Source organism: Clostridia bacterium (assembly GCA_024685775.1).
Lineage (GTDB): Bacteria > Bacillota > Clostridia > Christensenellales > CAG-1252 > CAG-1252.
In genome coordinates, this window is record JAIKVL010000033.1 from 68826 (window position 1) to 90962 (window position 22137).

General features: G+C 54.2%; 23 protein-coding genes. 3 read left to right on the forward strand and 20 right to left on the reverse strand.

Going from position 1 to position 22137, the window contains the following annotated elements; translation table 11 throughout:
* Positions 1-32 precede the first annotated feature (32 nt).
* The 5 genes from K5753_06445 to K5753_06465 all read right to left on the reverse strand — a co-directional run bounded on the left by K5753_06445 (position 33) and on the right by K5753_06465 (position 3975).
* On the reverse strand, positions 33-350 hold the full coding sequence (locus K5753_06445) for a hypothetical protein (GenBank protein ID MCR4726836.1): 318 nt from the start codon (positions 348-350) through the stop codon (positions 33-35).
* A gap of 42 nt (positions 351-392) precedes the next feature.
* A complete protein-coding gene (locus K5753_06450; protein ID MCR4726837.1) occupies positions 393-1163 on the reverse strand; it encodes a protein-ADP-ribose hydrolase in 771 nt (256 codons plus the stop codon).
* Positions 1160-1552, reverse strand: a complete 393-nt coding sequence (locus K5753_06455; GenBank protein MCR4726838.1) for a pyridoxamine 5'-phosphate oxidase family protein — start codon at positions 1550-1552, stop codon at positions 1160-1162. The genes K5753_06450 and K5753_06455 overlap by 4 nt, the downstream gene beginning before the upstream one ends.
* 121 nt (positions 1553-1673) lie before the next feature.
* Complete coding sequence (locus K5753_06460) at positions 1674-3266, reverse strand: hypothetical protein (protein MCR4726839.1); 1593 nt, start codon at positions 3264-3266, stop codon at positions 1674-1676.
* Between the two features lies 1 nt (position 3267).
* On the reverse strand, positions 3268-3975 hold the full coding sequence (locus K5753_06465; GenBank protein ID MCR4726840.1) for an ABC transporter ATP-binding protein: 708 nt from the start codon (positions 3973-3975) through the stop codon (positions 3268-3270).
* A gap of 231 nt (positions 3976-4206) precedes the next feature.
* Here K5753_06465 and gltX point away from each other — a divergent pair, with 231 nt between their 5' ends.
* Positions 4207-5640, forward strand: a complete 1434-nt coding sequence (gene gltX / locus K5753_06470) for a glutamate--tRNA ligase (GenBank protein ID MCR4726841.1) — start codon at positions 4207-4209, stop codon at positions 5638-5640.
* A 380-nt stretch (positions 5641-6020) separates the two neighbouring features.
* Here gltX and lysS read toward each other — a convergent pair whose 3' ends face one another.
* The 6 genes from lysS to glmM all read right to left on the reverse strand — a co-directional run bounded on the left by lysS (position 6021) and on the right by glmM (position 10604).
* Positions 6021-7508, reverse strand: a complete 1488-nt coding sequence (gene lysS / locus K5753_06475; protein ID MCR4726842.1) for a lysine--tRNA ligase — start codon at positions 7506-7508, stop codon at positions 6021-6023.
* Between the two features lie 73 nt (positions 7509-7581).
* Positions 7582-8052 (reverse strand): transcription elongation factor GreA, encoded by a 471-nt coding sequence (gene greA / locus K5753_06480; protein ID MCR4726843.1) that lies wholly within the window; start codon positions 8050-8052, stop codon positions 7582-7584.
* Positions 8053-8169: 117 nt separating this feature from the next.
* Positions 8170-8433, reverse strand: coding sequence for a 30S ribosomal protein S18 (gene rpsR, locus K5753_06485; protein ID MCR4726844.1), 264 nt, complete (start codon positions 8431-8433; stop codon positions 8170-8172).
* 27 nt (positions 8434-8460) lie between these two features.
* Positions 8461-8856: a single-stranded DNA-binding protein gene (locus K5753_06490; GenBank protein MCR4726845.1), complete on the reverse strand. Its 396-nt coding sequence runs from the start codon at positions 8854-8856 to the stop codon at positions 8461-8463.
* 12 nt (positions 8857-8868) lie between these two features.
* Positions 8869-9150, reverse strand: coding sequence for a 30S ribosomal protein S6 (rpsF, locus tag K5753_06495; GenBank protein ID MCR4726846.1), 282 nt, complete (start codon positions 9148-9150; stop codon positions 8869-8871).
* 167 nt (positions 9151-9317) lie between these two features.
* Complete coding sequence (gene glmM / locus K5753_06500; GenBank protein ID MCR4726847.1) at positions 9318-10604, reverse strand: phosphoglucosamine mutase; 1287 nt, start codon at positions 10602-10604, stop codon at positions 9318-9320.
* A gap of 117 nt (positions 10605-10721) precedes the next feature.
* On the opposite strand from glmM, the gene glmS reads away from it, so the two are divergent.
* Entirely contained in the window at positions 10722-12518 is a 1797-nt protein-coding gene (glmS, locus tag K5753_06505) for a glutamine--fructose-6-phosphate transaminase (isomerizing) (protein ID MCR4726848.1), read from the forward strand.
* A 71-nt stretch (positions 12519-12589) separates the two neighbouring features.
* Here glmS and K5753_06510 read toward each other — a convergent pair whose 3' ends face one another.
* From K5753_06510 to K5753_06545, 8 genes are all read right to left on the reverse strand, one after another.
* Positions 12590-13531 carry a DUF4037 domain-containing protein gene (locus tag K5753_06510; protein ID MCR4726849.1) on the reverse strand — a complete coding sequence of 314 codons (942 nt, stop codon included), beginning with the start codon at positions 13529-13531 and terminating at the stop codon, positions 12590-12592.
* Complete coding sequence (locus K5753_06515; GenBank protein ID MCR4726850.1) at positions 13528-14370, reverse strand: tetratricopeptide repeat protein; 843 nt, start codon at positions 14368-14370, stop codon at positions 13528-13530. The genes K5753_06510 and K5753_06515 overlap by 4 nt, the downstream gene beginning before the upstream one ends.
* 10 nt (positions 14371-14380) lie before the next feature.
* Complete coding sequence (locus K5753_06520; protein ID MCR4726851.1) at positions 14381-15256, reverse strand: RimK family alpha-L-glutamate ligase; 876 nt, start codon at positions 15254-15256, stop codon at positions 14381-14383.
* Positions 15237-16145 carry a homoserine O-succinyltransferase gene (gene metA / locus K5753_06525; GenBank protein MCR4726852.1) on the reverse strand — a complete coding sequence of 303 codons (909 nt, stop codon included), beginning with the start codon at positions 16143-16145 and terminating at the stop codon, positions 15237-15239. The genes K5753_06520 and metA overlap by 20 nt, the downstream gene beginning before the upstream one ends.
* A 27-nt stretch (positions 16146-16172) precedes the next feature.
* The gene (locus K5753_06530) at positions 16173-17438 is read right to left on the reverse strand and encodes an O-acetylhomoserine aminocarboxypropyltransferase/cysteine synthase (GenBank protein ID MCR4726853.1); all 1266 of its coding nucleotides are present in this window, start codon (positions 17436-17438) and stop codon (positions 16173-16175) included.
* Positions 17439-17446: 8 nt separating this feature from the next.
* Entirely contained in the window at positions 17447-17890 is a 444-nt protein-coding gene (gene smpB, locus K5753_06535; protein MCR4726854.1) for an SsrA-binding protein SmpB, read from the reverse strand.
* A 55-nt stretch (positions 17891-17945) separates the two neighbouring features.
* Positions 17946-18230 (reverse strand): preprotein translocase subunit SecG, encoded by a 285-nt coding sequence (secG, locus tag K5753_06540; GenBank protein MCR4726855.1) that lies wholly within the window; start codon positions 18228-18230, stop codon positions 17946-17948.
* A 405-nt stretch (positions 18231-18635) separates the two neighbouring features.
* Positions 18636-20885, reverse strand: a complete 2250-nt coding sequence (locus tag K5753_06545) for a SpoIIE family protein phosphatase (protein MCR4726856.1) — start codon at positions 20883-20885, stop codon at positions 18636-18638.
* Positions 20886-21071: 186 nt separating this feature from the next.
* Between K5753_06545 and K5753_06550 the strand changes: the two genes are divergently transcribed.
* Positions 21072-21677 carry a TetR/AcrR family transcriptional regulator gene (locus K5753_06550; GenBank protein ID MCR4726857.1) on the forward strand — a complete coding sequence of 202 codons (606 nt, stop codon included), beginning with the start codon at positions 21072-21074 and terminating at the stop codon, positions 21675-21677.
* Between the two features lie 172 nt (positions 21678-21849).
* On the opposite strand, the gene K5753_06555 is transcribed toward K5753_06550, so the two are convergent.
* A partial coding sequence (locus tag K5753_06555) for a hypothetical protein (GenBank protein ID MCR4726858.1) occupies positions 21850-22137 on the reverse strand: 288 nt, incomplete at its 5' end.

Consider the following 22137-nt stretch of genomic DNA (forward strand, 5'->3'; position numbering starts at 1 on the left):
GAAAAAAAGGGGGCGAGCCCCTTTTTATCCTTTCAAATCGAACTTTCCGAAAGCGATTCCCATTCCCACTCGCCGTTCGTTGTTTCTACGTCAGAACCCAAAAGTAATTCCTTGCAGTTGGGTTCAAACCAAGGGTTCTTACAAAGTATCATATAAGCAGCAGTACATCTGCCCCAATCCTCATTGCTGTCGTTTCCCCAATACGTCAAGACACCGCCTTCTTCAATCTCACCCTTACGCAACCCGGCTTCGTCGAAGATCTCGTCAATCGCCTGATACACCTTCTTCAGATTGATGACGTTCTCCCGCAGGATCTTTTCTTCATTCATTTGGATCTTCATTCCGAACATATTCCTTTCTCCTTTTTGTATTAAAATGAATCCGGTAAGCCTTTACTCCGCGTGAGAAGATTCTTTCGGCGACAGCAACGCTTGATACGCGCGCCGATCCCGCTCGGAGAAAACGCAGAAAACGACCTTTTCAAGGCTTCGGTTTTCGGACGAAAGAAAGGCGCGCACCGCGCCGACCGCGATCGCGGCGGCTTCCCCGTTCGGATAGCCGAAAACGCCCGTCGATAAAGAGCAAAACGCAAGGGAAGAAAGCCCCGTTTCGTTCGCTTTTCTCAAACACGACTCGTAGCAGCTTTTGAGATCCTCGGCGTCCTTTTCACTTCCCGAATAAATAGGTCCGACCGTATGGAAAACGTACTTTGCGGGGAGATTATAGCCTTTCGTAACCTTGCACTTTCCGTTCGGCTCGTCATGCCCCTGCTCTTTCATGACCTTCATCAGATCCCGCCTGACCTGCAAACCCGCGAAGGAATGGATCGCGTTGTCCACGCAATGACACCCGGGCGCGAAGCATCCGAGCAACCTGCGATTGCAAGCGTTTACGATCGCGTCAACCGCGAGAAGGGTGATATCCCCTTGATACAGGCAGATCTTCCCCTCGATCGATTCGATCTCGCCCGCGGAAACGACTTTTTTCGACGCAAGGATCGTTTGCAAGACGGCGTCCTGCCTCTCGTAAAATTCATCGCCGAGCGAAAACGGCATCGTGACGTTTTGCAGCGCGCGGAACGTCTCCTCGCTCGAAGAAAACGCGCTGGGATCTTCCCCGTTTTGCTTCGCGAGATATTCGACGCACCAAGAAAGATCGCTCATCGAATCTCTTCGGGCGCGGTGAAAAAGCTGAATTTGACCGCTTTCGCGTCGGTCAGTTTGAACGTGGCGAAGCGACCGTCGCCCGCCGTATAAAGTCCTTTCGGACCGGTCGGATCCGCCAGAACCGCGTCTTGGACTTCGATCCGATCGTCCTCTACGAGCGTAGCCGTAACGCGAAGCCACGAAGTTTGATCGTACATTCCGCAAAGTTCCACCTTCGGATTCGCCGCGATCTGCTTATAGACTTCCTTGAAGTTCCCGCAGCAGATAAACGCTTCCCCTTCGAATTCGGTAACGCTTCCGAACGGGCGAACCCTCGGCTGATCTTTCTCGACCGTCGCGATATAAAACACGCCGACCTTTTTGAGTTCTTCCACGATTTTATTCATATTATCTCCTTTTGAAAGGTTACCCTTCCCGAAAAACGGTTTTACGACACCCGGTCATTCCTTCCGTTTCGTCATGCGGCGACAAAGGCAGTAAACGAAGCAGATGCGCCCTTATCCGCGCTCAACCAAGGGCGCGGAACTTCTTAACCCCCACCACTTTCAACCAATACGCCAAGCCCACGTCGACTCCCGCGAACAAGACCGCGAGGATCAAGACGTAAAATCCGTCCCACATATATCGACCGACCCAAAGATACAGAGCCATAAGCGCCATCATAAACAGGTACTCCGAAAAGACGGAGATCAAGACGCTTGGCGATTGCTTCAACGCGACGACTTCGCTCGTCCATTTGAGATCGGGTTTGAGAAGGTTCAAAACCAAGCCGTACTCCGCGGTAAACAGCATAAACGCGAGGACCAAAAAGATCATTAAGACCGAGGAGAGCGCGCTCGCCCCGATCGCGTAAAGAGCCGCCGCCGAGACGAAGAGGACGGGGACGACCGTCAAAACGACGTGCATCGCGATCTTCGCGATGAAAACCTGCTCCGTGCGGATCGGCAGAGAAAGCAAGATCCAAATGCGGTTTCCTTCCAGCGTGACGGAAGGCGCGGTCAGATCATTTCCCGAGGAAAGCAGGCAGACGATCCCCGCCGCGAGGATCAAGCCTTCGCTTCTCGGCAAGACCTGCCCGATCGCGCCCGTCAAAGCGCGGATCTTCGCGCCCATAATGAAGAAGAACACGCCCGCGACGAGCATCATCAGCGTCCCGAACGAGCAGTTCAAAATGTAGTTCGGGCTGGACCCGTACCGTTTGAGTTCGCGCGTCAAAAGCGAAGCCCCGACTTTCGCCACGCGAATCTTTCCCTTTTTCGCTTTCACGGAAGCGGACTTTTTCGCCGTCGAAAAGCGAATGTAATTCTTCGTCAGAAGGAAATACGCCAAAAAGAACAAGCCCGCCGAGATCGAAGAGAAGATCAGCATCGACAAAGGATTGCCTTCCGCCGCGACCCCCATATGATAAAACGGGAACATCCACTTTTTGATCGCTTCCGGGACGGTCGTCAGTTGCATAAGTTTCATAACCGCCGACTGCGCCTTGAAGTACAGGAAGTAATACAAAGCGAGCATCAAGATCGAGATCGCGACGGTAAAAACGGTCTTGCTTTTGACCTTTCGGACGATCGCCGCGACGACGAAGCCGAGCGCGATCGACAAGGCGACGACGAACGCCGTCACGAAGACGGAGAGCAACAGCGTGTTCACGACGCAAAGCACCGTGACTTTGCGATAGATCACACGCGCGAGAAACGCGGGAATCAAGACGAGCGCTTCATACAGCGCCGCCATGATCGCGACCGAAAACACGCGCACGAGGACGATCTTCGAAGGCGGGATCGGAAGGGAGAGAAGAAGCTCGTTATCCTTCGCGTCGAACACCGAAAAATAGGTGTTGAAGACGCTGCCGAGGATCCCGAGCGCGATCGCGATCAGACCCATTACGAAATAGTAAAGACTCATCATATCGTCGCTCGCCGTCGCCAAGATCGTCTTGCCGAGCATAAAGAACATCGCGCCGATCCCGACGAAGATCAAAGCGAACATAAAGACGAATAAAATCAGAGAGCCGCGCGTCCTTCTTTTTCCCGTGCGGCGGTCTTTCAAAAACTGCGCGCCGAGTTCGAGAAGCTGCTTTTTGAGAAGGGCTTTCAGCATCTTACGCCTCCAATTCGAGGAAGATATCTTCGAGAGAAGAATCTCCCTTGACTTCGTCCATCTTGCCGAAGGTCACGAGCTTGCCCTGCTTGATGATCGCGACGCGATCGCAGAGCCTTTCCGCGACTTCGAGAATATGGGTGGAAAAAAGGATCGCGCCCCCTTTCGCGCAGAAGTCCCGCATGATCTCTTTCAAGACGAAACTCGCCTTGGGATCAAGCCCGACGAAAGGCTCGTCCAAAAGAATGAGCTTCGGGGAATGGATCAAAGCGGAGATCACGGCGAGCTTTTGCTTCATACCGTGGGAATACGAGCCGATCGGCGCGCCGAGCTCTTCTTCGGAGAGTTCGAGATCGCGCGCGTACTTCAAAATGTTCGTTTTGCGCTCTTCCTCGGACAAGCCGAAAATATCCGAGATGAAATTCAGATACTGCATCCCGGTCATATAATCGTACAGGTCGGGATTGTCGGGAATGTAGGCGAACTTGCGTTTCGCGTCCAGCGGGCGCGTCGCGATCGGGTCGCCGTCGATCAGGATCTCTCCCTCGTCGAACGCGAGGATCCCCGCCACGCATTTCAACGTCGTCGTCTTGCCCGCGCCGTTATGACCGATAAACGCGCAAAGCTCGCCCGCGCCGACGGAAAACGACACGTCGTCCACCGCTTTTTTCGCCCCGTATGCCTTACTTAAATTTCTGATTTCGAGCATCTTCGCTCCTCCTTTTTTCATTCCTCGCCCTATGGGCGAAAAACCGCTTTCGATCTCACTTTTCCGCCTCTTTTTTCCGACGAATCGAAAGACCGTTGCGCTTATTATACTTCCTCGCGCACGCACCTGTCAATACAACCTTACGGATCAAAGATCCGCCCCGCGCGCGCCCCGTAATTTCATTTGCTTTCGATCCCGTTTTGCATTATACTTATAAACACGGAGGAAATTATGGAAGTTCGCACGAGATTTGCCCCGAGTCCGACGGGGTTTATGCATATCGGAAACTTACGCACCGCCCTTTACGCCTACCTTTTCGCAAAAGCGAACGGCGGTAAGTTCATCGTCCGCATCGAAGACACCGATCAAGGTCGTTACGTCGAAGGCGCGGTGGACGTCATTTTCAACACGCTGAAACAAGCGGGGATCGAATACGACGAAGGCCCCGGCAAAGAGGCTTCCGAAGACAGCTACGTCCAAAGCGAGCGCAAGGCGATCTATAAAAAGTACGCCGAAGAGCTCATTCGCCGCGGCGGCGCGTACTACTGCTTTTGCAAAGGGCGCGACATGACGGACGGCGGGACGGTCAAGTACGACAAACGCTGCTACCGCCTCTCCAAAGAAGAAGTCGCGGAACGCCTCGCGCGCGGCGACAGCTACGTCGTTCGCCAAAACATTCCCGAAACGGACGGTGTCAGCTCTTATACCGACCTCGTCTACGGCGAGATCAGCGTCGCCTATAAGGATATGGAAGACGCGGTCCTTTTGAAAAGCGACGGAATGCCGACGTATAACTTCGCGAACGTCGTGGACGATCATCTGATGGGGATCACGCACGTCATTCGCGGAAACGAATATCTTTCCAGCACGCCGAAGTACAATTTGATCTACGACGCGTTCGGCTGGGAACGCCCGCAATACATCCACCTGCCCCCGATCATGAAGGATAAGGAGCGCAAACTCAGCAAGCGTTACGGCGACGCGAATTTCGACGATTTCGTTAAAAAAGGCTATCTGCCCGAAGCGATCGTCAACTATATCGCCCTGCTCGGTTGGAGCCCGAAGAATAACGAGGAAATGCTCTCGATGGACGAGCTGATCCGCCTCTTCTCCGTGGACGGCGTCTGCATCTCTCCCGCGATCTTCGACGAAGCGAAACTCCGCTGGTTGAACGGAAACTATATCAAGAAAATGACCGTGCCCGAATTCATCAAAGCGGCGAAGCCCTTCCTCGACGCGTCCAAGGTCGGCGGCAAGTACGACTACGAGCTTCTCGCGCCCCTTTTGATCCCCCGCGTCGAGATCCTCTCCGAGATTCCCACTCTCGTGGACTTCCTCGAAGAGTACGGCACATTCGATCTCGCGCTTTTCAATCATCAAAAGATGAAGACGGACGCCGCGCTTGCGAAAAAAGCGATCGAAGCCGCCCTGCCCGCGATCGAAAAAATGGAGAATTGGGATATGACCGTCCTGCACGATCTTCTCGTCTCCGAAGCCGAAGCCGCGGGAATGAAGAAAGGACAGATGCTTTGGTCTTTCCGCATCGCGATCACGGGAAGAGCTTCGACCCCCGGCGGCGCGACCGAAATGGCGGAACTCCTCGGGAAAGACGAGACGATCCGCCGCCTGAGATTCGCTTTGGATCTCCTCGAAAAGGCGGAATAACCCCGATTTGATTTTTCAAAAGCAAACGAAAAAAGGCGTGGCAGATCACCACGCCTTTTTTCTGCGATTTATCGCCCGTTATTCGGTAACGGATATAGTTATTATACTTAGTATCCATAGAAACTGAACCCCCCTTCCGTCGGATTCGTCGGAAAAATTCGAGTTTTCCGTCGAACCCGCGAGAATGCGTGCGAACGACGCCCGTTCCCGCGCCCCCTAAAAAAGGAATCCGACCGAAACGGCAACGCGATTTAGGGACTTTTGCTTACGCGATTCCCGAAAAAAATAAAAAAGACGGCAAGGAAACTTGCCATCTTCTTTTCGTATAAACTTCCCGCTTAAAGATCCTAATCAAACGGAACGTTTAAGCGGACGCGGCGTTATTTGCGCTCGCCGAGAGGCTTCATCGTCGGGAACAAAAGGACGTCGCGGATCGATTTCGAATCGGTCAGGAACATAACCATTCTGTCGATCCCGATCCCAAGACCGCCCGTCGGCGGCATTCCGTATTCGAGCGCGGTGCAGAAATCCTCGTCGTAGGGTTGCGCTTCTTCGTCGCCCTGCGCTTTCGCCGCCATTTGCGCTTCGAAACGCTTCCTCTGATCCAAAGGATCGTTGAGCTCGCTGAACGCGTTTCCGCCCTCGGAAGAGCAGATGAAAAACTCGAAACGCTCCGTCAAGCGGGGGTCGGAAGGCTTTCTCTTCGCAAGCGGGCTAACCTCGACCGGATAATCGGTAATGAAGACGGGACCCGTGAGTTTTTCCTCGACAAACGCGTCGAAGATATTGTAAAGCGCGTTGCCCCAAGAGGTGCTCTCGGGCATATCGAGCCCCATTTTGTTTCCGCGCGCGATCAGCTCGGGAAGCGGATCGTTATCGAAATCCAACCCCGTGTACTTCTTGACGGCTTCGACCATCGTCAGCCTTTCCCACGGCGTTTGGAGATGGAGTTCCTGCCCTTGGTAGTTGATATCCAAGGAGCCGACGACTTTCATCGCCGCGGCGGTGTAAAGCTCTTCGGTGATGTTCATCATCTCGTGATAATCGACGTACGCCTGATAGATCTCGATCGTCGTGAATTCGGGGTTATGCTTTGTGTCCATCCCCTCGTTACGGAACTGTCTGCCGATCTCGTAGACCTTTTCGAAGCCGCCGACGATGCAGCGTTTCAAATGAAGCTCCGTCGCGATACGCATATACATATCGATATCGAGCGTGTTGTGGTGCGTGATGAAGGGGCGGGCGTTCGCGCCGCCGGCAAGCGTGTTCAGGACGGGGGTCTCGACTTCGATAAACCCTTTTCCGTCCAAGACTTCGCGGATCGTGGAAATGATCTTACTGCGCTTGATGAAGACTTCTTTGACTTCGGGGTTCGCGATCAAGTCGACGTAACGCTGGCGATAGCGAAGGTCGGTATCCTGCAAACCGTGGAACTTCTCGGGAAGAGGCAAAAGGGATTTGGAAAGAAGGGTGTAGCCTTTCGCGTGAACGCTGATTTCGCCCGTCTGCGTGCGGAAGACGAAGCCTTTCACGCCGATGATATCGCCGATATCAAGCTGCTTGAACGCCATATATTCGTTCTCGCCGATATCGTCCCTTCTGACGTAGATCTGGATCTTTCCGTCTCCGTCCAAAAGGTGCGCGAAGCTCGCTTTTCCCATAATGCGGCGGGAGACCAATCTGCCCGCGATCGAGACTTCTTTTCCGTCCAGCTCGTCCGCCGCGCTCTTGATCTCTTCGGAAGAATGCGTCTTCTCGTACTTGACGATCGTAAACGGATCTTCGCCTTTCTCGACCAAAGAGGCAAGCTTCGTCAGCCTGACCTTTTTCGCTTCCTGTATATTTTCCAAGGTGTTTTGTTCTTCCATAATCGCTCCTCTTCGCCGCGGAAAACCGCAAGCGGAAAAAAGGCGCATCCGCTTTTTGCGAATGCGCTTCGTTCTATTTGCGGATATTCAATATTTTATATTGACTTACGCCCGCGGGTGCTTTGACGTCGACGATTTCACCCTTCTTATGCCCAATCAAAGCCGCGCCGAGGATCGATTCGTTCGAGATCTTGTGATCCGCATAGTTCGCTTCCGCGCTGCCGACGATCTTGAATTCTTCGGTCTCGTCGTATTCGATATCGTGGACTTTAACGAAGCAGCCGACGCTGACGGTCGTCGTGTCGATCGCTTCGCCGTCGATGACCTTTGCGAGTTTCAAAGTCTCTTCGAGCTCGCGGATATGCCCTTCGACGATACCCTGCTCGTCCTTCGCGGCGTCATACTCCGCGTTCTCGCTGAGGTCGCCGAATTCGCGGGCGAGCTTGACTCTTTCCGCCGCTTCGGGTCTCTTTTGCTTGATATAGAAATCCAGTTCTTCTTCTAACTTTTTATATCCCTCTTTGGTGAGTACGATCTCTGCCATAATCTCTCCTTTCTCCCTTTCGGAAGAGCCGCAAACGCGGCGCGCCGCCTCTCTCCGAGGCGTGAAAAATCAAAAAAAAGCGCAAACCGGATACCCGTCTGCGCTTTTTCTTCCGAATTATTCTTTATCGGAACCCGGCTCGGGCAAAAGCGCCATCACTCTCGCGCGTTTGATCGCGGTCGCGAGAAGTCTTTGGTGCTTCGCGCAAACGCCCGTGGAACGTCTGGGAGCGATCTTGCCGCTCTCGGTGATGAACTTTTTGAGCTTTTGCACGTCCTTATAATCGATTTCCGTTACTTTATCCACGCAGAAAATGCAAACTTTTTTCTTCGCGGGTTTTCTCATGGGGCGCTTTGCGCCTTTATCTTCCATATTTTTCATAACAAACTCCTAATTAATTGATGTTGATCAGAAGGGAAGATCGTCTTCCGTCACAGCCGAACCGATGCGCGCGGATTGCGGCGCGGAAACGGGAGCGGGAGCGACGTCTCCTTCCATACCTTTGGTGGAAAGGAATTGTACTTCGTCGGCAACGATCTCGGTGATGTAGCGCTTGGAGCCGTCGTTCGCGTCGTACGAACGGGTTTGCACCGAACCCGCGACCGCGGCTTTGCTGCCCTTTTTCAGGAATTTGCCGCAGTTCTCCGCCTGCCCTCTCCAAACGATGACGGGAAGGAAGTCGGTCTCGGTGTTTCCGAAACGCCTCGAAACCGCAAGGGTGAACTTGCAAACGGGAATACCGTTATTGGTGCTCGAAACTTCGGGATCTTTCGTTAAATTACCGATTAAAAATACTTTATTCATAATTTCCTCCGATTACTTTCTCGTGACCAAAAAACGAACTACGTTTTCATCGTTTCTCATCTGACGCTCGAGTTCCGCGGGAACTTCGGGAGCCGATTCGAAATTCATAAGAACGTAATAGCCTTCGGTCTTGTAATTGATGGGGTACGCGAACTTTCTCATGCCCCACTTGTCCACGGTGCTGACAGCGCCGCCCAAATCGGTGATAAGAGCGGAGAACTTGTCCGCTGCGGCCGCTTTGACTTCGTCCGTTGCGTCACCGTTCAAGATGTACAAAACTTCGTACTTATTCATTTTACTACCTCCTTTTGGACTTGATTGACCTTTGCTTTTCGCAAAAGTAAGGAAACTTGCGACGCGCGCAAGTAAAATCATTATAAAATATAATACTATAATTGTAAAGCGTTTTTTCAAAAAAACGCCGCGCCCGAAATTCAAGCGCGGCAAAATGACCGAATCTTTTATTTTTCGTCTTCCGATCGGATCGCTCGCGCGAGTTCTTCCGCGGCTTCTTCCGCCGTCTCCCGCGAAGGATGCTCGACCATAACGCGCACGAGGTTTTCCGTTCCGCTCGCGCGGACGAGGACGCGCCCCTTTTCGAAAGCGGTCTTGATCGTTTCGGCTTTTTCGCGGACGCGCGGGGAAAGCGCGCGCGTTTTATCCCGAACGGGGACGTTTCTCAAAACCTGCGGATAGACTTTTACGCCCGAAAGATCGGGAAGCGAGCCCTCTTCTTTTACGATCTTCGCGAGCGCGAGCCCGACGAGGAGCCCGTCGCCCGTCATTAAAAGGTCGCCGAGGACGATATGCCCCGATTGTTCGCCGCCGAGATTCAATCCTTCCGCTTTCATCGTCGCCGTGACGGCGCTGTCGCCGACCGCGCAGGAAACCGCTTCGATTCCTTTTTCGGACAGGCTTTCGAGAATGCCGCCGTTCGTCATCACGGTCAGCGCGATCTTATTTCTTTTCAGCCGCCCCGCCTCTTTCATTTTACACGCGAGGACGTACGCAATCCGATCCCCGTCGAGGACCTCTCCTCTTTCGTTCGCCGCCGCGATGCGATCCCCATCCCCGTCCAAAGCGAATCCGAGCGACGCGCCGAACGCCGCGGTTTCTTTCGCGACGACGGAAGGAAACAGCGCGCCGCACGTTTCGTTGATCGCGTCGCCTCTTTCCCGCGCATTCAAAAGGCGCGCTTCCGCGCCCGTCTTCGCCAAAAGATCCTTAAACGCAAAGCCCGCGCCGCCCGCGAGATCGACCGCGAGTCGTACGCCGGACAGATCGCCCGCGAAGCGCAAAAGAAAAGCTTCGTAGGCTTCCTTGATCTCCCTATCGGGCGCGATCGCCTCATAGGAGAGAGAAAACGGACACCGCGCCGTCTCTTCTTCGAGCTTTCTTCGCGCCCTCTCTTCGAGTTTTCCTTCGCGCGAAAAGACTTTCAAACCGTTATGATCGGGCGGGTTATTGCTCGCCGTCACCATCACGGCGAACGGTTCCGACCTCTCTCGCAGGGAATAGTACAGCGCGGGCGTCGTCAGAAGTCCCGCGAAGATCGGAGTTCCCCCGCCCTTTCTCACGCCCGCCGCAAGCGCGGCGACAAGAAGGGGCGACGAGGGGCGATTGTCCGCTCCGATCAAAACGTCGCCTTCCCTACCGAGCGCGAATCCGAGGCGAAACGCCGCCTCGTCCGTTATCGTCTTTCCGTAGATCCCACGCACGCCGTCCGTGCCGAATTCGAATTTTTCCATATGGCATTGTATGCAAAAAACGGAGATTTCGTAACACAAAAACGAAATCGGAGCCTTTTCGCAAGACCGATTTCTCCCGCATATAATACGTTATGGCGAAAAAGGGAGGAATCGGATATGTGTGGGATCATCGGCTACGCGGGAAGTCGGAGCGCCGTCGGCGTCCTGATCGAAGGACTTAAAAATCTCGAATACAGAGGCTACGACAGCAGCGGGATCGCGGTCGCGGACGGGACGCACCTCTTCCTCGAAAAGAAAGCCGGGAAGCTCGAAAATCTCGAACGATCGCTTCTGAAAAAACGCGTCGAGGGAAAATGCGGCATCGGACACACCCGCTGGGCGACGCACGGCGCGGCGACGGACGAAAACGCGCATCCCTTTTTCTCGCGCTATGCGAAATTCGCGGTCGTCCATAACGGGATCATAACCAACTATCTCGAACTCGCGCGCTTTATGCGAGAGAGGGGCGTCTGCCTTTCTTCGGACACGGACAGCGAAGTCGTGGCGCATCTGATCGATTTTTACTACACGGGCGACGTCCTTTCCGCGACCCTTCGCGCCGTCAAAGACCTGACGGGATCGTTCGCGCTCGGCGTCGTCAGCGTCTATGAAAAAGAAGTCGTCTACGGCGTCCGAAAGGATAGTCCTTTGCTCGCGGGCGAAGGAAAAAACGGAAACTATATTTGCTCCGATCTCTCGGGTATCTCCGAAGATTGCGAAAAATATTACGCGCTTTCGAACGGAGAAGTCGCCCGCATTACGCCGCGGGAGATCCGTTTGTTCGGATTCGACGGAAAGGAGCGCGCGTTCCGCCCCGAGACGACGAGCGAATTCGAACGCGCTTTCGGCGCGAAAGACGCGGAATCTTTTATGCTCTCGGAAATCCGCGAAGTCCCGACTTCTCTTTCTTCCGTGTCGGAAAGCTATCCGGAAGAAGAGATGAAACGCCTTTTGCGCGAAAATTTCGGAAGATTTTGCCTGATCGGATGCGGAAGCGCCTATCACGCGGCGCTTTCTTTCAAAGCAGCGATGCGGGAGCTTTGCGGCGTTCGGACGGAAGACTCGGTCGCAAGTGAGTTTTTGACCGAACGCTGGGAGGGCGGCGATCGCCCTCTCGTCATCGCGGTCAGCCAAAGCGGAGAAACGGCGGACACCTTGAAAGCCGCTTTGAAAGCAAAAGAAAAAGGCGCGAAAGTCCTTTGCGTTTGCAACGTTCGATCGTCCTCGCTCGTTCGCCTGTCGGACGCGGCGATCCTGACCCGATGCGGAGCGGAACGCGCCGTAGCCGCCACGAAATCCTACGCGGCGCAAGTGATCGCTCTTCTTCGTCTTGCGTTGACATATGCGGAAATTTCGGGGAAAATGACGAAAACGGATCTCGAACGATATAAAGAGGAAATTTTCCTTCTTCCCGAAAAAGCGCGGGAAGCGTTAAAACTTGAAAAGTCCGTCGCGGAACTTTGCCTCCGCGTAAAAGACGCGAAAACCGTCTTCTTTCTCGGAAGAAACGCGGACTATTACGCGGCGAAAGAGGGGAGTTTGAAACTCAAAGAGATCAGTTATCTTTCTTCCGAAGCCTATCCGTCGGGCGAACTCAAACACGGGACGCTCGCGCTGATGGAAAAAGGCGTTTACGCTTTTATGATCTCGACGAATCCCGCTTTGAAAGAGAAAAACGCGTCCTCCCTCGCCGAAGTTAAGGCGCGCGGCGCGCAGACGATCGTCGTCACGAACGAGGATCGCGCGGAAGATTTCGGCGCAGACCGCTTTCTTCGGATTCCGAAATGCCCCGCCGTCTTTTCTCCCGCCGTGTCTTGCGTCGCGACGCAATTATTCTCGTATTATATCGCGAAGTACAGAGGATGCGACGCGGATAAACCGAGAAATCTCGCGAAGTCCGTCACCGTCGAATAAAAAGCGCGGATCCCCGCCGAGAGCCGAGGAACCGCGCCGTTTTCAAAAGAAAGATCGCGCCGACGAATCGTTTACGCGCCCGCTAAAAGATGTTCGTTTCTGAGAGAGGGGTCTTTGATCTTCGCGTTTACGCACTGCGCGAAAGAATCGAGACGTAAACCGTCGTAATCGGAAAGTCCTTGCCTGCGGAGTTCTTCGCCGAGCGCGGCGTTGATCCTGCGAAAACGGCTTTTCTTTTCGATCGATTCGCCGACCGTGTTTCCCGTCGTCAAAAGACTTTCGAAATCCTCTTTGAGCGAAGCGAACGTCGGAAGCTCGATGAACGCGCGGAAAACCCATTTATAATAGGGCATATATTTTTTTTCGAGCAAAAATGCCGCGTGCATCGCGTGTTTGACGTACTCGAAGACCGCGAGTTGCGCGCCCGCCGCGTCGCCGCGAAGGAGAAGCCGCCCGTAATTATATCCCGCCGCCTGTTCCGCCGCCGCCAAACAGCCTGCCAGTTTTTTCAAGCGAACGTCCTCGGGGAAAAAGGCGAGCTTCGCCCGAACGTCGGTAAGCAAACCGAGTTCGTCCGTAAAGATCTTGCCGTTCGTCGCTTCGAGAAGGGAATGCTCGGGGATCGCCATCCACTCCCCGATCGAAAGATCTCCTTCCGCGTTTCCGACCTTTTGAAGGAAGAAGTCCGCCGCGCGAACGACGCCCTTTCTGCCCGCGTCGAAGGAAACGTCCTTATTTCGTTTCAGCCCCATAAATTCGTCCGGAAGTTTCGCGTACGCTCTCTCCAAGCGAAACGCCGTCTTTCGATCCACGACCTCTTCGGGCGGGAGAAAGATCGTAAAGCCCGGCTCGAAATCGTGATCCTTGGAGATCTCGTCGTCATAGCCGTAACACTCCGAACCGCTCCCGATCAACGCGACCGCGACGATGCTTTTCAGCTCGGGGAATTCCTCGGAGAGCATCTTTTCTCCGAACGTGCGATAGTACTTTTCCGCGATTTCAAGACCCGTCATTTCTTCTCTCCGTATATTCTTTCCGCTTCGGCTTTGAGTTCCGACTCGGTCATAAACCACCCGTAATATCCGAAAACGGACGCGCATTTTTCCGCGACGAACGCGTAATTTCCGTCCTTTTTCAGCCCCTCTTTTTTGAGGAGTGTTTCCGCTTTTTCGAGGTGCGATTCGATCTCTTCCGCGCCTCCGTCGAGCCCGTTTTCCGCTTCCGCAAGCGACGCGAGATTGAGCTCGGTGATCGCCTGCTCCGGTTCGCCGCCTTCCTTTTTTCCGATCACGTCCAGCGCAAGCGCATACAGGGCGCGCGCTTCCCCAAACCGTCTCAGATCGACGAGGGCGAGCGCGAAATTATTGTATAACCCCGCGAGACGTTCATCCGTCTTTTCGAGTTTTTCTTCATAGATCGCCCGCGCCTTTTCAAAGAGGGGGATGCCCTTCTCGGCTTGCCCGAACGCTTTATAGACGGTCGCCGCGTTCAAAAACGCCGTAGCCGCCCCGACGGAATCCTCGATCCCGAGCTTTTTCGCGAGGGAAAGCGCCCTGCCCGCCGCGTCGATCGCCTCTTCTTTCTTGCCGAGTTTGCGGAAAAGTCCCATCTGCTCTTCGCGGAGGGAGAATTCGCCGCGCTCGTCCTTCCCGAATTTCGCTTCCTCGATCCAGTACGCCAAATGACGCTCCGCGGACGCGAAATCGTTACGCGAAAGGTATTCGTCCAGTTTCTCGATCGCGCGACGCACGTCGATCGGTTTTACGTCGTCCGACGTAAATCCGTCCGTGCAGAACGGGCATTGGGGATCGGTGTAATCGGTAACGTCCCAATCGAATTCCTTTTCGGTCATATGAACCCTCCTATTCTTTGATCGCGCGCGCGATATATTCGGCATAAAGCCGCGCGACGTCCACGCCCGTTACGGCTTGAATGAGTTTGAAATGCGCGTTCGAATTGACTTCCGTCAGAAGATATCCGCCCTTTCTCTCCAAAAGATCCACGCCCGCGTAACACAAGCCGAGCGCGTTCGCGGCTTTTTCGGCGATCGAAGCGAGTTCCGCCGTGAGTTCGATCTTTTCCCCAATTCCGCCGAGTTCGGCGTTCGCGCGGAATTCGCCCTCTTTTACGGCGCGGCGGCGCATCGCGGCGACGGCTTTCCCGCCGATCACGATGACGCGGAGATCGGTAGCGCCGCAATCGATAAATTCCTGATACAAATGCTTTTCGCGAAGAAGTTTCGCGCGAAGCTCCGCAAGTTCCGCGCCGTTACGAGCGAGAAAAACCTGCTTTCCGAACGCGCCGTAGCAATTTTTCACGACGACGGGGAATCCGAGTTCATTTTCGACCTTCTTTATAAAATCGCCGTCGTCCTCTCCCGCGAAGAACAAAGGCGAAGGGATCGTCTTCGGTTGCGGGACGCCCGCTTTCAAAAGGGCGATATGGGTCAGCATTTTATCGTCCGCGAGGCGGATCGATTCCGCGGAGTTAAAGAGCCGGACGCCCTTTTCTTCGAGAAGCCGCGCGACTGCGTCGTCCTTATCGAGATAGACGGCAAAAGAAAACGGCGCGTTTCCTTTCGCTCCGTTTTCCACCCGCATAAAAAGATCGCCCGCCGTAACGAGCGGCGCGGAAAGTCCGAGATCCGACAACGCGCGCGAGATCGCGCGCGCGCCTTCGTCGCCGCCGCGCCAATAGGCGTTGACGACGACCGCTCCCTCAGATCTCGTCGATATCATAGGGCGTAACCTGATAGACGTAATAGTTCAGCCAGTTGTAAAAAATCAAATTCGCGGTGCTCTTCCAACTGACGTTGACGGCGTCGCCGCGATCATTAAAATAGTGGACGGGGGGATCGATCTTATCGCCCCTGTTCAGATCGCGCTGATACTCTTTCAAAAGCGTGTCGCGATCGTACTCCGAGTGACCGGTCAAAAAGATCTTTTTATCGTCGCGACTCTTGATGATCGAGATCCCGCAATCGGCGCCGCGCGCGAGGACTTTGAGATCGGGGCAAGCGAGAACCGCTTCTTCTTCGATCTCGGTATGGCGGCTCATCGGGATATAAAACTCGTCGTCCAAGCCCTTCAAAAGAGGATCGTAGGGATCGACGGCGGAATTCTTGTAAATGCCGAAAAGCTTCTTCGGAAGCACGCGTTTTTTCACGCCGTAATGGTAATAAAGTCCCGCCTGCGCTCCCCAGCAGATAAACATCGTAGACGTGACGTTTTTCTCCGCCCAAGCCATAATGCTTTCGAGTTCTTTCCAGTACTTGACGTCCTCGAATTCGATGGTCTCTACGGGTGCGCCCGTGATGATGAGCCCGTCGAAACGGCGTGCTTTGATCTCGTCGAACGTCTTATAAAACCGCATGAGGTGCGTCCCGGAGACGTGCGTCGGCGTGTAGGTATCGGTCTTGATCAAAGTGACCTTGACTTGCAAAGGAGAATTACTGACCAGCCTCAAAAGCTGCGTTTCCGTTTCCACTTTCGTGGGCATCAAATTGACGATCGCGATCTCGATCGGGCGAATGTCCTGCGAAGAAGCGCGAACGTCTCCCATAACGAAAATGTTCTCATCGGATAAAATTTGAAACGCGGGAAGCGCCTTCGGTATAACGATCGGCATAAGTTCTCCTTCCCCCTTTCGGGGCTTTTATTTCGCGAGCGATTGCTCGATGTCCGCCAAAATGTCCTTCTCGTTTTCGAGACCGACCGAAAGGCGGATGAAATCCTCGCTGATCCCGCAATCGATCAAATCCTGATCGGAAAGCTGGCGGTGCGTGGTGGACGCGGGATGCAGGACGCAGGTGCGGCTGTCCGCGATGTGGGTCAATTGACGAATGAAATTCAGGTTGCGGATAAAGTCCGCGGCTTTGGCTCTGCCGCCTTTAACGCCGAAGCAGACCATTCCGCCGAATCCGCCCTCGAAGTACTTCACCGCGAGCGCGTGATTCTCGTCTTCTTCCAAACCGCAGTATTTGACCCAAGAGACGTGGGGATTCTTTTTGAGAGCGCGCGCGATAAACATCGCGTTTTCGCTGTGCTTCTTCATTCTGAGGTGCAGCGTCTCGGAGCCGAGGTTCGCGAGCCAAGCGTTAAAGGGGCTCGGGCAGACGCCGATATCGCGCATAAGCTGCATTCTCGCCTTCAAAGCGAACGCCGCGGGACCGCCCTCGTCCACGTACACCGTGCCGTGGTAGCTCTCGTCCGGCGTGTAGAAATCGACGTAACGCGGATTGCCGCGGAATTCGAAATTGCCGCCGTCCACGACGAGACCGCCGACCGCGACCGCGTGCCCGTCGAGATACTTCGTCGTGCTGTGGATGACGACGTTCGCGCCGTACTTGATCGGCGTAACGAGGCAGGGAGTCGCGAGCGTGTTATCGATGAAAAGAAGGATCCCGTACTTTTTGCAAAGCGGCGAGAAACGCGCGAAATCGAAGATCGTCATCGCGGGATTCGCGATGGTTTCGCCGAACATCAACTTGGTCTTATCGTCGATCAAAGCCTCGATCTCTTGATCCGTCATTCCGGGGTTTATAAAGCGGCACTCGATCCCGATCTTCGCGAGGGTCACCTTCAAAAGGTTGAACGTTCCGCCGTAAATGGTCGGGAACGCGAGGATATTATCTCCGCTTTGCGCGACGGTCAGGACGGCGGAAAGCGTGGCGGATTGCCCGGACGAAGTCATCATCGCGGCGACGCCTCCTTCGAGCGCGGCGACTTTTTCCTCAAACGCGGACGTCGTCGGGTTGGAAATGCGCGAGTAAATATGACCGTCTTTCGGGACGTCGAACAGGTGCGCGAGCTCTTCCGGCGTGTCGTAAGCGTAGGTCGTCGATTGATAAATGGGAAGCACGTTCGCGTCGCCGCTCTTCGGCGTATATCCCGCGTGCAAACAAAGACTTTCTTTTTCCATAATTCCTCCTAAATTGCCCGTTCGGCTTCCCGTTCGAGCTGTTTTTCTTTCAAAGCATTTCGCTTATCATAGTTGTGTTTGCCTCTGGCAAGTCCGATCTCGAACTTGACGAGAGAATGCTTCAAATAGATCTTCGTGGCGACGATCGTGTAGCCTTTTCGCTCCACGGCGGCGCGCAAACGATCGATCTCGCGCCGATTCAGAAGCAAGGCGCGGTCGCGCCTCGATTCAGGGTTATAGAAACTTCCTTTTTCATAGGGCGCGATATAAAAGTTTTCGAGGATCGCCTCGCCGTTTTTGATCGAAACGAAGCTGTCCGCAAAGCTGACTTTTCCGCCGCGGACGCTCTTGACTTCGCTTCCCACGAGGACGACGCCCGCCTCGTAGGTCTCGTCTATAAAATAGTCGTGATAGGCTTTTTTATTTTGAGCAACGATCTTAACGTTTTCCATTTTTCCTAAAAAAACGGGGGCAGTAAAGCCCCCGCAAAACGTCTGATTTTCTTGATCAGAAAGGCTTTACGACGAAGAACACGACGGAAACGACAAGCATCACTGCGCCGAGAATCAACGTCACGCGCTTCAAAATCTGCTCCTTGCTGCGACCTTTGTTCTTGCCGTAGAAAGTGTCGCTGCTGCCGCCGGAGATCGCGGACACGCCGCCCGACTCGCCCTCTTGCATCATAACGACGACGATAATGGCGACCGAAAGGACCGTCATCAAAATAATGAGTACGTTCGCAATAACTTCACGCGCTTGCTTGGTGATCGCGCCGATCATAAAATCCAACATAAAAAACACTCCTGCTTTTTTTCGTTTTATCATTTTATCATATAAAGAAATATAAATACAACTGTTTTTCACCGAAATATCCAATTTCGCCCCTCCCCCGAAAACCGCGGGAAAACCCGAAGGAATCCCCGCTCCGAACAGCAAATTCGAGGCTTTTTCTCAAAAAACCAACCGACAACCGTTCATTCCGCTCGCGTGGACGACGTCACGCAACCCCGGCGAGCGCGAATTACTTCCCATTATTCCGAAAACTCTATTTCGGCGGAGAAGAATCGCAAGCCTCTCCGAATTCACAATGCAAATACAAAGAGGGAGGCAAATTCGAGGCTCGATGAGGATCGCGCGGGCACGTACTCTTCGTACGTAACCGCACGATCCGAAATCAGTAAACAAAGGATTTGCCCGCTATCTGTATTCGCCTACGCGGCGAAAGAGCCGCAGCGCGATCACCGTCTTATCATCCTCCCCCGAAACGTACGCCGCGTCCGAAAGCACCGCATCCGCCACCGTCTGCGGGTTATTTGATCGGCAACTCTCCGCCACGCGGACGACTCCGTCCGCTCCGATCGCGTCCGTAACGCCGTCCGTGGAAAGGATGACGACGTCACCGGGGTTTAGTTTTCTCCTCGAAACGGCGGGGCGAATCTCGCGCAAAATGCCGAGCGGGAGCGCGCCCCCTTCGACGATCTCGCTTCCCTCTCTGCGGCAAATCACCGACTCGGGCGCGGAAAGCTTGATGAAATCCGCTTCGCCCGTTCTGAGGGAGACGACGCACATATCGAGGGTTTGAAAGGAGCCGTCGTTTCGAACGGTCAAAAGGCGGTTGATAAGCGGCAGGACGACTTTTTCGTCCACGCCCGTTTTATAGAAGTTTTCCACGAGTCCGATCGCGGCGTTCGCCCCCGAAAAGGCTTCGCCGCCGCTGCCCATTCCGTCCGACAGCGCGACCATGATCCGATCGCCGCGGATCCTCGTTACGCTTTTGACGTCGCCCGAGCGCTCCGATCCCTCTTTACGCATCGCGGCTTCTCCGACGATCGCGTCGAACGCAGGCGCCCGTTCGAAGGTTGCGGAGGCTTGCCCCGCGCCCGCGAATCCGACGCTTTCGAGCGTCAGCGGGACGCCGACGGCGCGCGCGACCGCGCGCAAAGCGCGAGGATCTTCCGCGTCGCGCTCGGGAAGCGTAACCGTGACCGACAAATATTCTCCGTCCTCGACGACCATCGCGTCCGAAGCGGAGACGCCTTCCGCCGCAAGCGAAGAGAGAATCTTCCTTTCCCGCTTTCCGTCGAAGGTGACGACGCGGCGCGTCTCCTTTTTCAAGACGTCCAAGACGCCCGCGATCCCCGCAAGACCGACCGCCATCGCTTCCCTCTCTTCTTTGAGCGCGCCCGCCCGCTCGCTCTCCTCCGAAAGACAGAGAACGGCTTCGTTTAGGTCATCCAAGATCCTCTTGATCTTTCGGCAGTTCCCGCCGAGATAGGGAGAGATGTCGACGATCGTGGCTTTTCCCTTTTCGATCGCGCGGCAGACGGTGTCTTCAAACAGCGCGGAAGTTTCCCCGCCCGCTTGCTTCGAGCAATCCTTATAGCCCTCGCACCCTTCGCAGAGCGACCGCGAAAGCGAACGGGAGATGCGCCGCGCGGCGTCCGAAGTCTCCGCGGAAGAAACGTAAAAGGACAAATTACCCGAAGTCTTTCGAAGCGCGTCCGAGACGAATCCGAGCTTTCCGCTGAGGTCGAGCCGCGCCTTATTGACGACGGCGCGCGCCGAAACGCCGCTCCCTTTCCCGAAGCGAAGCGCGAGCGCGCTTCCCCACTCGGCGGGTAAAAACGCGGCGAATAAACCGCCCGAAACCGTCAGCGCGAAATTATACGGCGACACGAGCGGGCGATAAAGAAAAGAGACGCAGGCTTCCGCAAAGAGGACGCAGAACGCGCAAAGAACGCGCCTTTCTTTGAAAACGAGCGCGACGGATAGCGCGAGAAAAACTGGAAGCGCAAGCGCGCATTCCCCCGAAGAGACGATCGCGCCGAGGGAAAAGCAAAAGGCGAAGACGGCGCCTTCCGCGCCGAGACAGGAAAGAGGCGGGATCAACGCGGCGAGCAAAAAAGCATAGGGCGTTATGCCGAACGCCTGCGTCGCGAACGCGCCCGCGCCGAGCGCGAACAGGGAAAGACCCGCGACGAATTTTTCGATCTCGCCGAACGAAAAACGCCGCGAACGCCGCGCGAACGAGGATCGGACGACAAGAAGCGAAACCATCGAAGACAGCGCGTCCGAAGCGAAAAAGGAGACGTAATCGCTGAGCGGCAGAAACGGAAGCGCCGCAAGCTGGGTCAGAAAGCAGAGAAGGACGGCGTACGCCCCTTGAAAGCGGCGGCGTCTCAGCCGACAAAGGGAAAGGACGAGTCCCGCGCCGAAAAGAATCGCGATCGAGCGGATCAAATACGGGATCGACGGAAAAGCGAGCGCCGTGGCGGCGAGAAAGACGGGCGCGGCGAGAAAAAAGCTCTGCCCCGCGGAAATCGAAAGAAAAAACACGCCCGAATAAAAAGGCGAAAGAGAGAAAGGAAGCGAAGCGCGCGAGAAAAGATAGGTCGCGGCGAAAGCGGCGAGGCAATACGACGCGCCGCGCAAAAGTCGGTTTTTCATAATCCGATTATACCTGCCGCCGCGCGTCGGATTTTCGCGAAGAGCGCGGAAGTATCTTTCATTTTGTCGATTTCGAAAGGATCGGCGAGCGCCGCGCCCTCCCCCCTCTTTTTTCCCTCGGGCAAAACTATTTACTTTTTCTCGATTTTCGAGTATACTGTAAGAAACCTTTCGGAGCGGAGAAGTATGGCGGAAACGATTCGGGAACCCAAACAAAAACGTTCTATCGAGAAAAAAGAGCGCATCATAAAAGCAGGCTACGACCTTTTTGCGGAAAAAGGCTATTTCAGCACGAACACCGCGGAGATCGCAAAAGCCGCCGGCGTCTCGACCGGCATCGTCTACGGATATTTCCACGACAAGCGCGACATCCTTCTCGGCGCGATGGAGATCTATATCGAGAACGTCTTTACCCCGATCTTCTCGCTCCTTTCGGAAATTACTTCGCTCGACTTCGCCTCGATCATTCCGAGCGTCATCGATTACGCGATCCTCGTCCACCAAAACAACGCCGCGATGCACACAACCCTGCACTCGCTTTCCTCGGAAGACGAAGTCGTCGCTTCCCGCTTCTCCGATCTCGAAGAAGAGGTCACGAAGAAGATGTCCGCGCGCCTTTTCGAGCTCGGCTATCCCGAGAAGAACACCTATGAAAAAGTCCACGCGGCGATGAACGTCGTCCAGTCGATCGCCCACGAGGAGATTTACGACCGCCACGCCTATATCGATTACGCATCGATGCGCCGCCTCGTCACCGATATGCTCGTCAACTTGTTTGAGGGAAAAGAATAAACGAATTAATTGTAACAAATGGAATCCTTTAACGATTCCTGTTTCATCAAACCACTTCTCTTGCGAGCAAATTCATAAATCATCATCCTAATTAGTTTTTTTACAGATGAATTTATATTATTATTGTGTGTCGAAACAAATCTCCTATTCTTATAGAACAATTCGATATTCTTTAGTTTGCCCATTTTTCTAACTCAGTTGCCTTTTGCGGATCTAACATTGTTATTCTATTTAATAACTCGCCATTGTTTTGTTTGTATTCTCCTTTCCATTTTATGTTGGTTTTTAAAAAACTAACAAACTCTGCTAAAGAACTCTTATCCGTAAGATAGATTACGAGCAATTTATAGAATGCTTCTGGGGTATCAATATGCGCGTTAATTAACAACAGTTTTTGTTTGTCTAATTCTTTATGAGATAACAATAATAACAAAGTTTGCTTGTAATCTGATTGAGTTGA

Bases quoted from the DNA above. Each gene is read 5' to 3' on its own strand.
- K5753_06445 (MCR4726836.1), bottom strand. From the start codon at position 350: ATGTTCGGAATGAAGATCCAAATGAATGAAGAAAAGATCCTGCGGGAG.
- K5753_06450 (MCR4726837.1), bottom strand. From the start codon at position 1,163: ATGAGCGATCTTTCTTGGTGCGTCGAATATCTCGCGAAGCAAAACGGG.
- K5753_06455 (MCR4726838.1), bottom strand. From the start codon at position 1,552: ATGAATAAAATCGTGGAAGAACTCAAAAAGGTCGGCGTGTTTTATATC.
- K5753_06460 (MCR4726839.1), bottom strand. From the start codon at position 3,266: ATGCTGAAAGCCCTTCTCAAAAAGCAGCTTCTCGAACTCGGCGCGCAG.
- K5753_06465 (MCR4726840.1), bottom strand. From the start codon at position 3,975: ATGCTCGAAATCAGAAATTTAAGTAAGGCATACGGGGCGAAAAAAGCG.
- gltX (MCR4726841.1), top strand. From the start codon at position 4,207: ATGGAAGTTCGCACGAGATTTGCCCCGAGTCCGACGGGGTTTATGCAT.
- lysS (MCR4726842.1), bottom strand. From the start codon at position 7,508: ATGGAAGAACAAAACACCTTGGAAAATATACAGGAAGCGAAAAAGGTC.
- greA (MCR4726843.1), bottom strand. From the start codon at position 8,052: ATGGCAGAGATCGTACTCACCAAAGAGGGATATAAAAAGTTAGAAGAA.
- rpsR (MCR4726844.1), bottom strand. From the start codon at position 8,433: ATGAAAAATATGGAAGATAAAGGCGCAAAGCGCCCCATGAGAAAACCC.
- K5753_06490 (MCR4726845.1), bottom strand. From the start codon at position 8,856: ATGAATAAAGTATTTTTAATCGGTAATTTAACGAAAGATCCCGAAGTT.
- rpsF (MCR4726846.1), bottom strand. From the start codon at position 9,150: ATGAATAAGTACGAAGTTTTGTACATCTTGAACGGTGACGCAACGGAC.
- glmM (MCR4726847.1), bottom strand. From the start codon at position 10,604: ATGGAAAAATTCGAATTCGGCACGGACGGCGTGCGTGGGATCTACGGA.
- glmS (MCR4726848.1), top strand. From the start codon at position 10,722: ATGTGTGGGATCATCGGCTACGCGGGAAGTCGGAGCGCCGTCGGCGTC.
- K5753_06510 (MCR4726849.1), bottom strand. From the start codon at position 13,531: ATGACGGGTCTTGAAATCGCGGAAAAGTACTATCGCACGTTCGGAGAA.
- K5753_06515 (MCR4726850.1), bottom strand. From the start codon at position 14,370: ATGACCGAAAAGGAATTCGATTGGGACGTTACCGATTACACCGATCCC.
- K5753_06520 (MCR4726851.1), bottom strand. From the start codon at position 15,256: ATGATATCGACGAGATCTGAGGGAGCGGTCGTCGTCAACGCCTATTGG.
- metA (MCR4726852.1), bottom strand. From the start codon at position 16,145: ATGCCGATCGTTATACCGAAGGCGCTTCCCGCGTTTCAAATTTTATCC.
- K5753_06530 (MCR4726853.1), bottom strand. From the start codon at position 17,438: ATGGAAAAAGAAAGTCTTTGTTTGCACGCGGGATATACGCCGAAGAGC.
- smpB (MCR4726854.1), bottom strand. From the start codon at position 17,890: ATGGAAAACGTTAAGATCGTTGCTCAAAATAAAAAAGCCTATCACGAC.
- secG (MCR4726855.1), bottom strand. From the start codon at position 18,230: ATGTTGGATTTTATGATCGGCGCGATCACCAAGCAAGCGCGTGAAGTT.
- K5753_06545 (MCR4726856.1), bottom strand. From the start codon at position 20,885: ATGAAAAACCGACTTTTGCGCGGCGCGTCGTATTGCCTCGCCGCTTTC.
- K5753_06550 (MCR4726857.1), top strand. From the start codon at position 21,072: ATGGCGGAAACGATTCGGGAACCCAAACAAAAACGTTCTATCGAGAAA.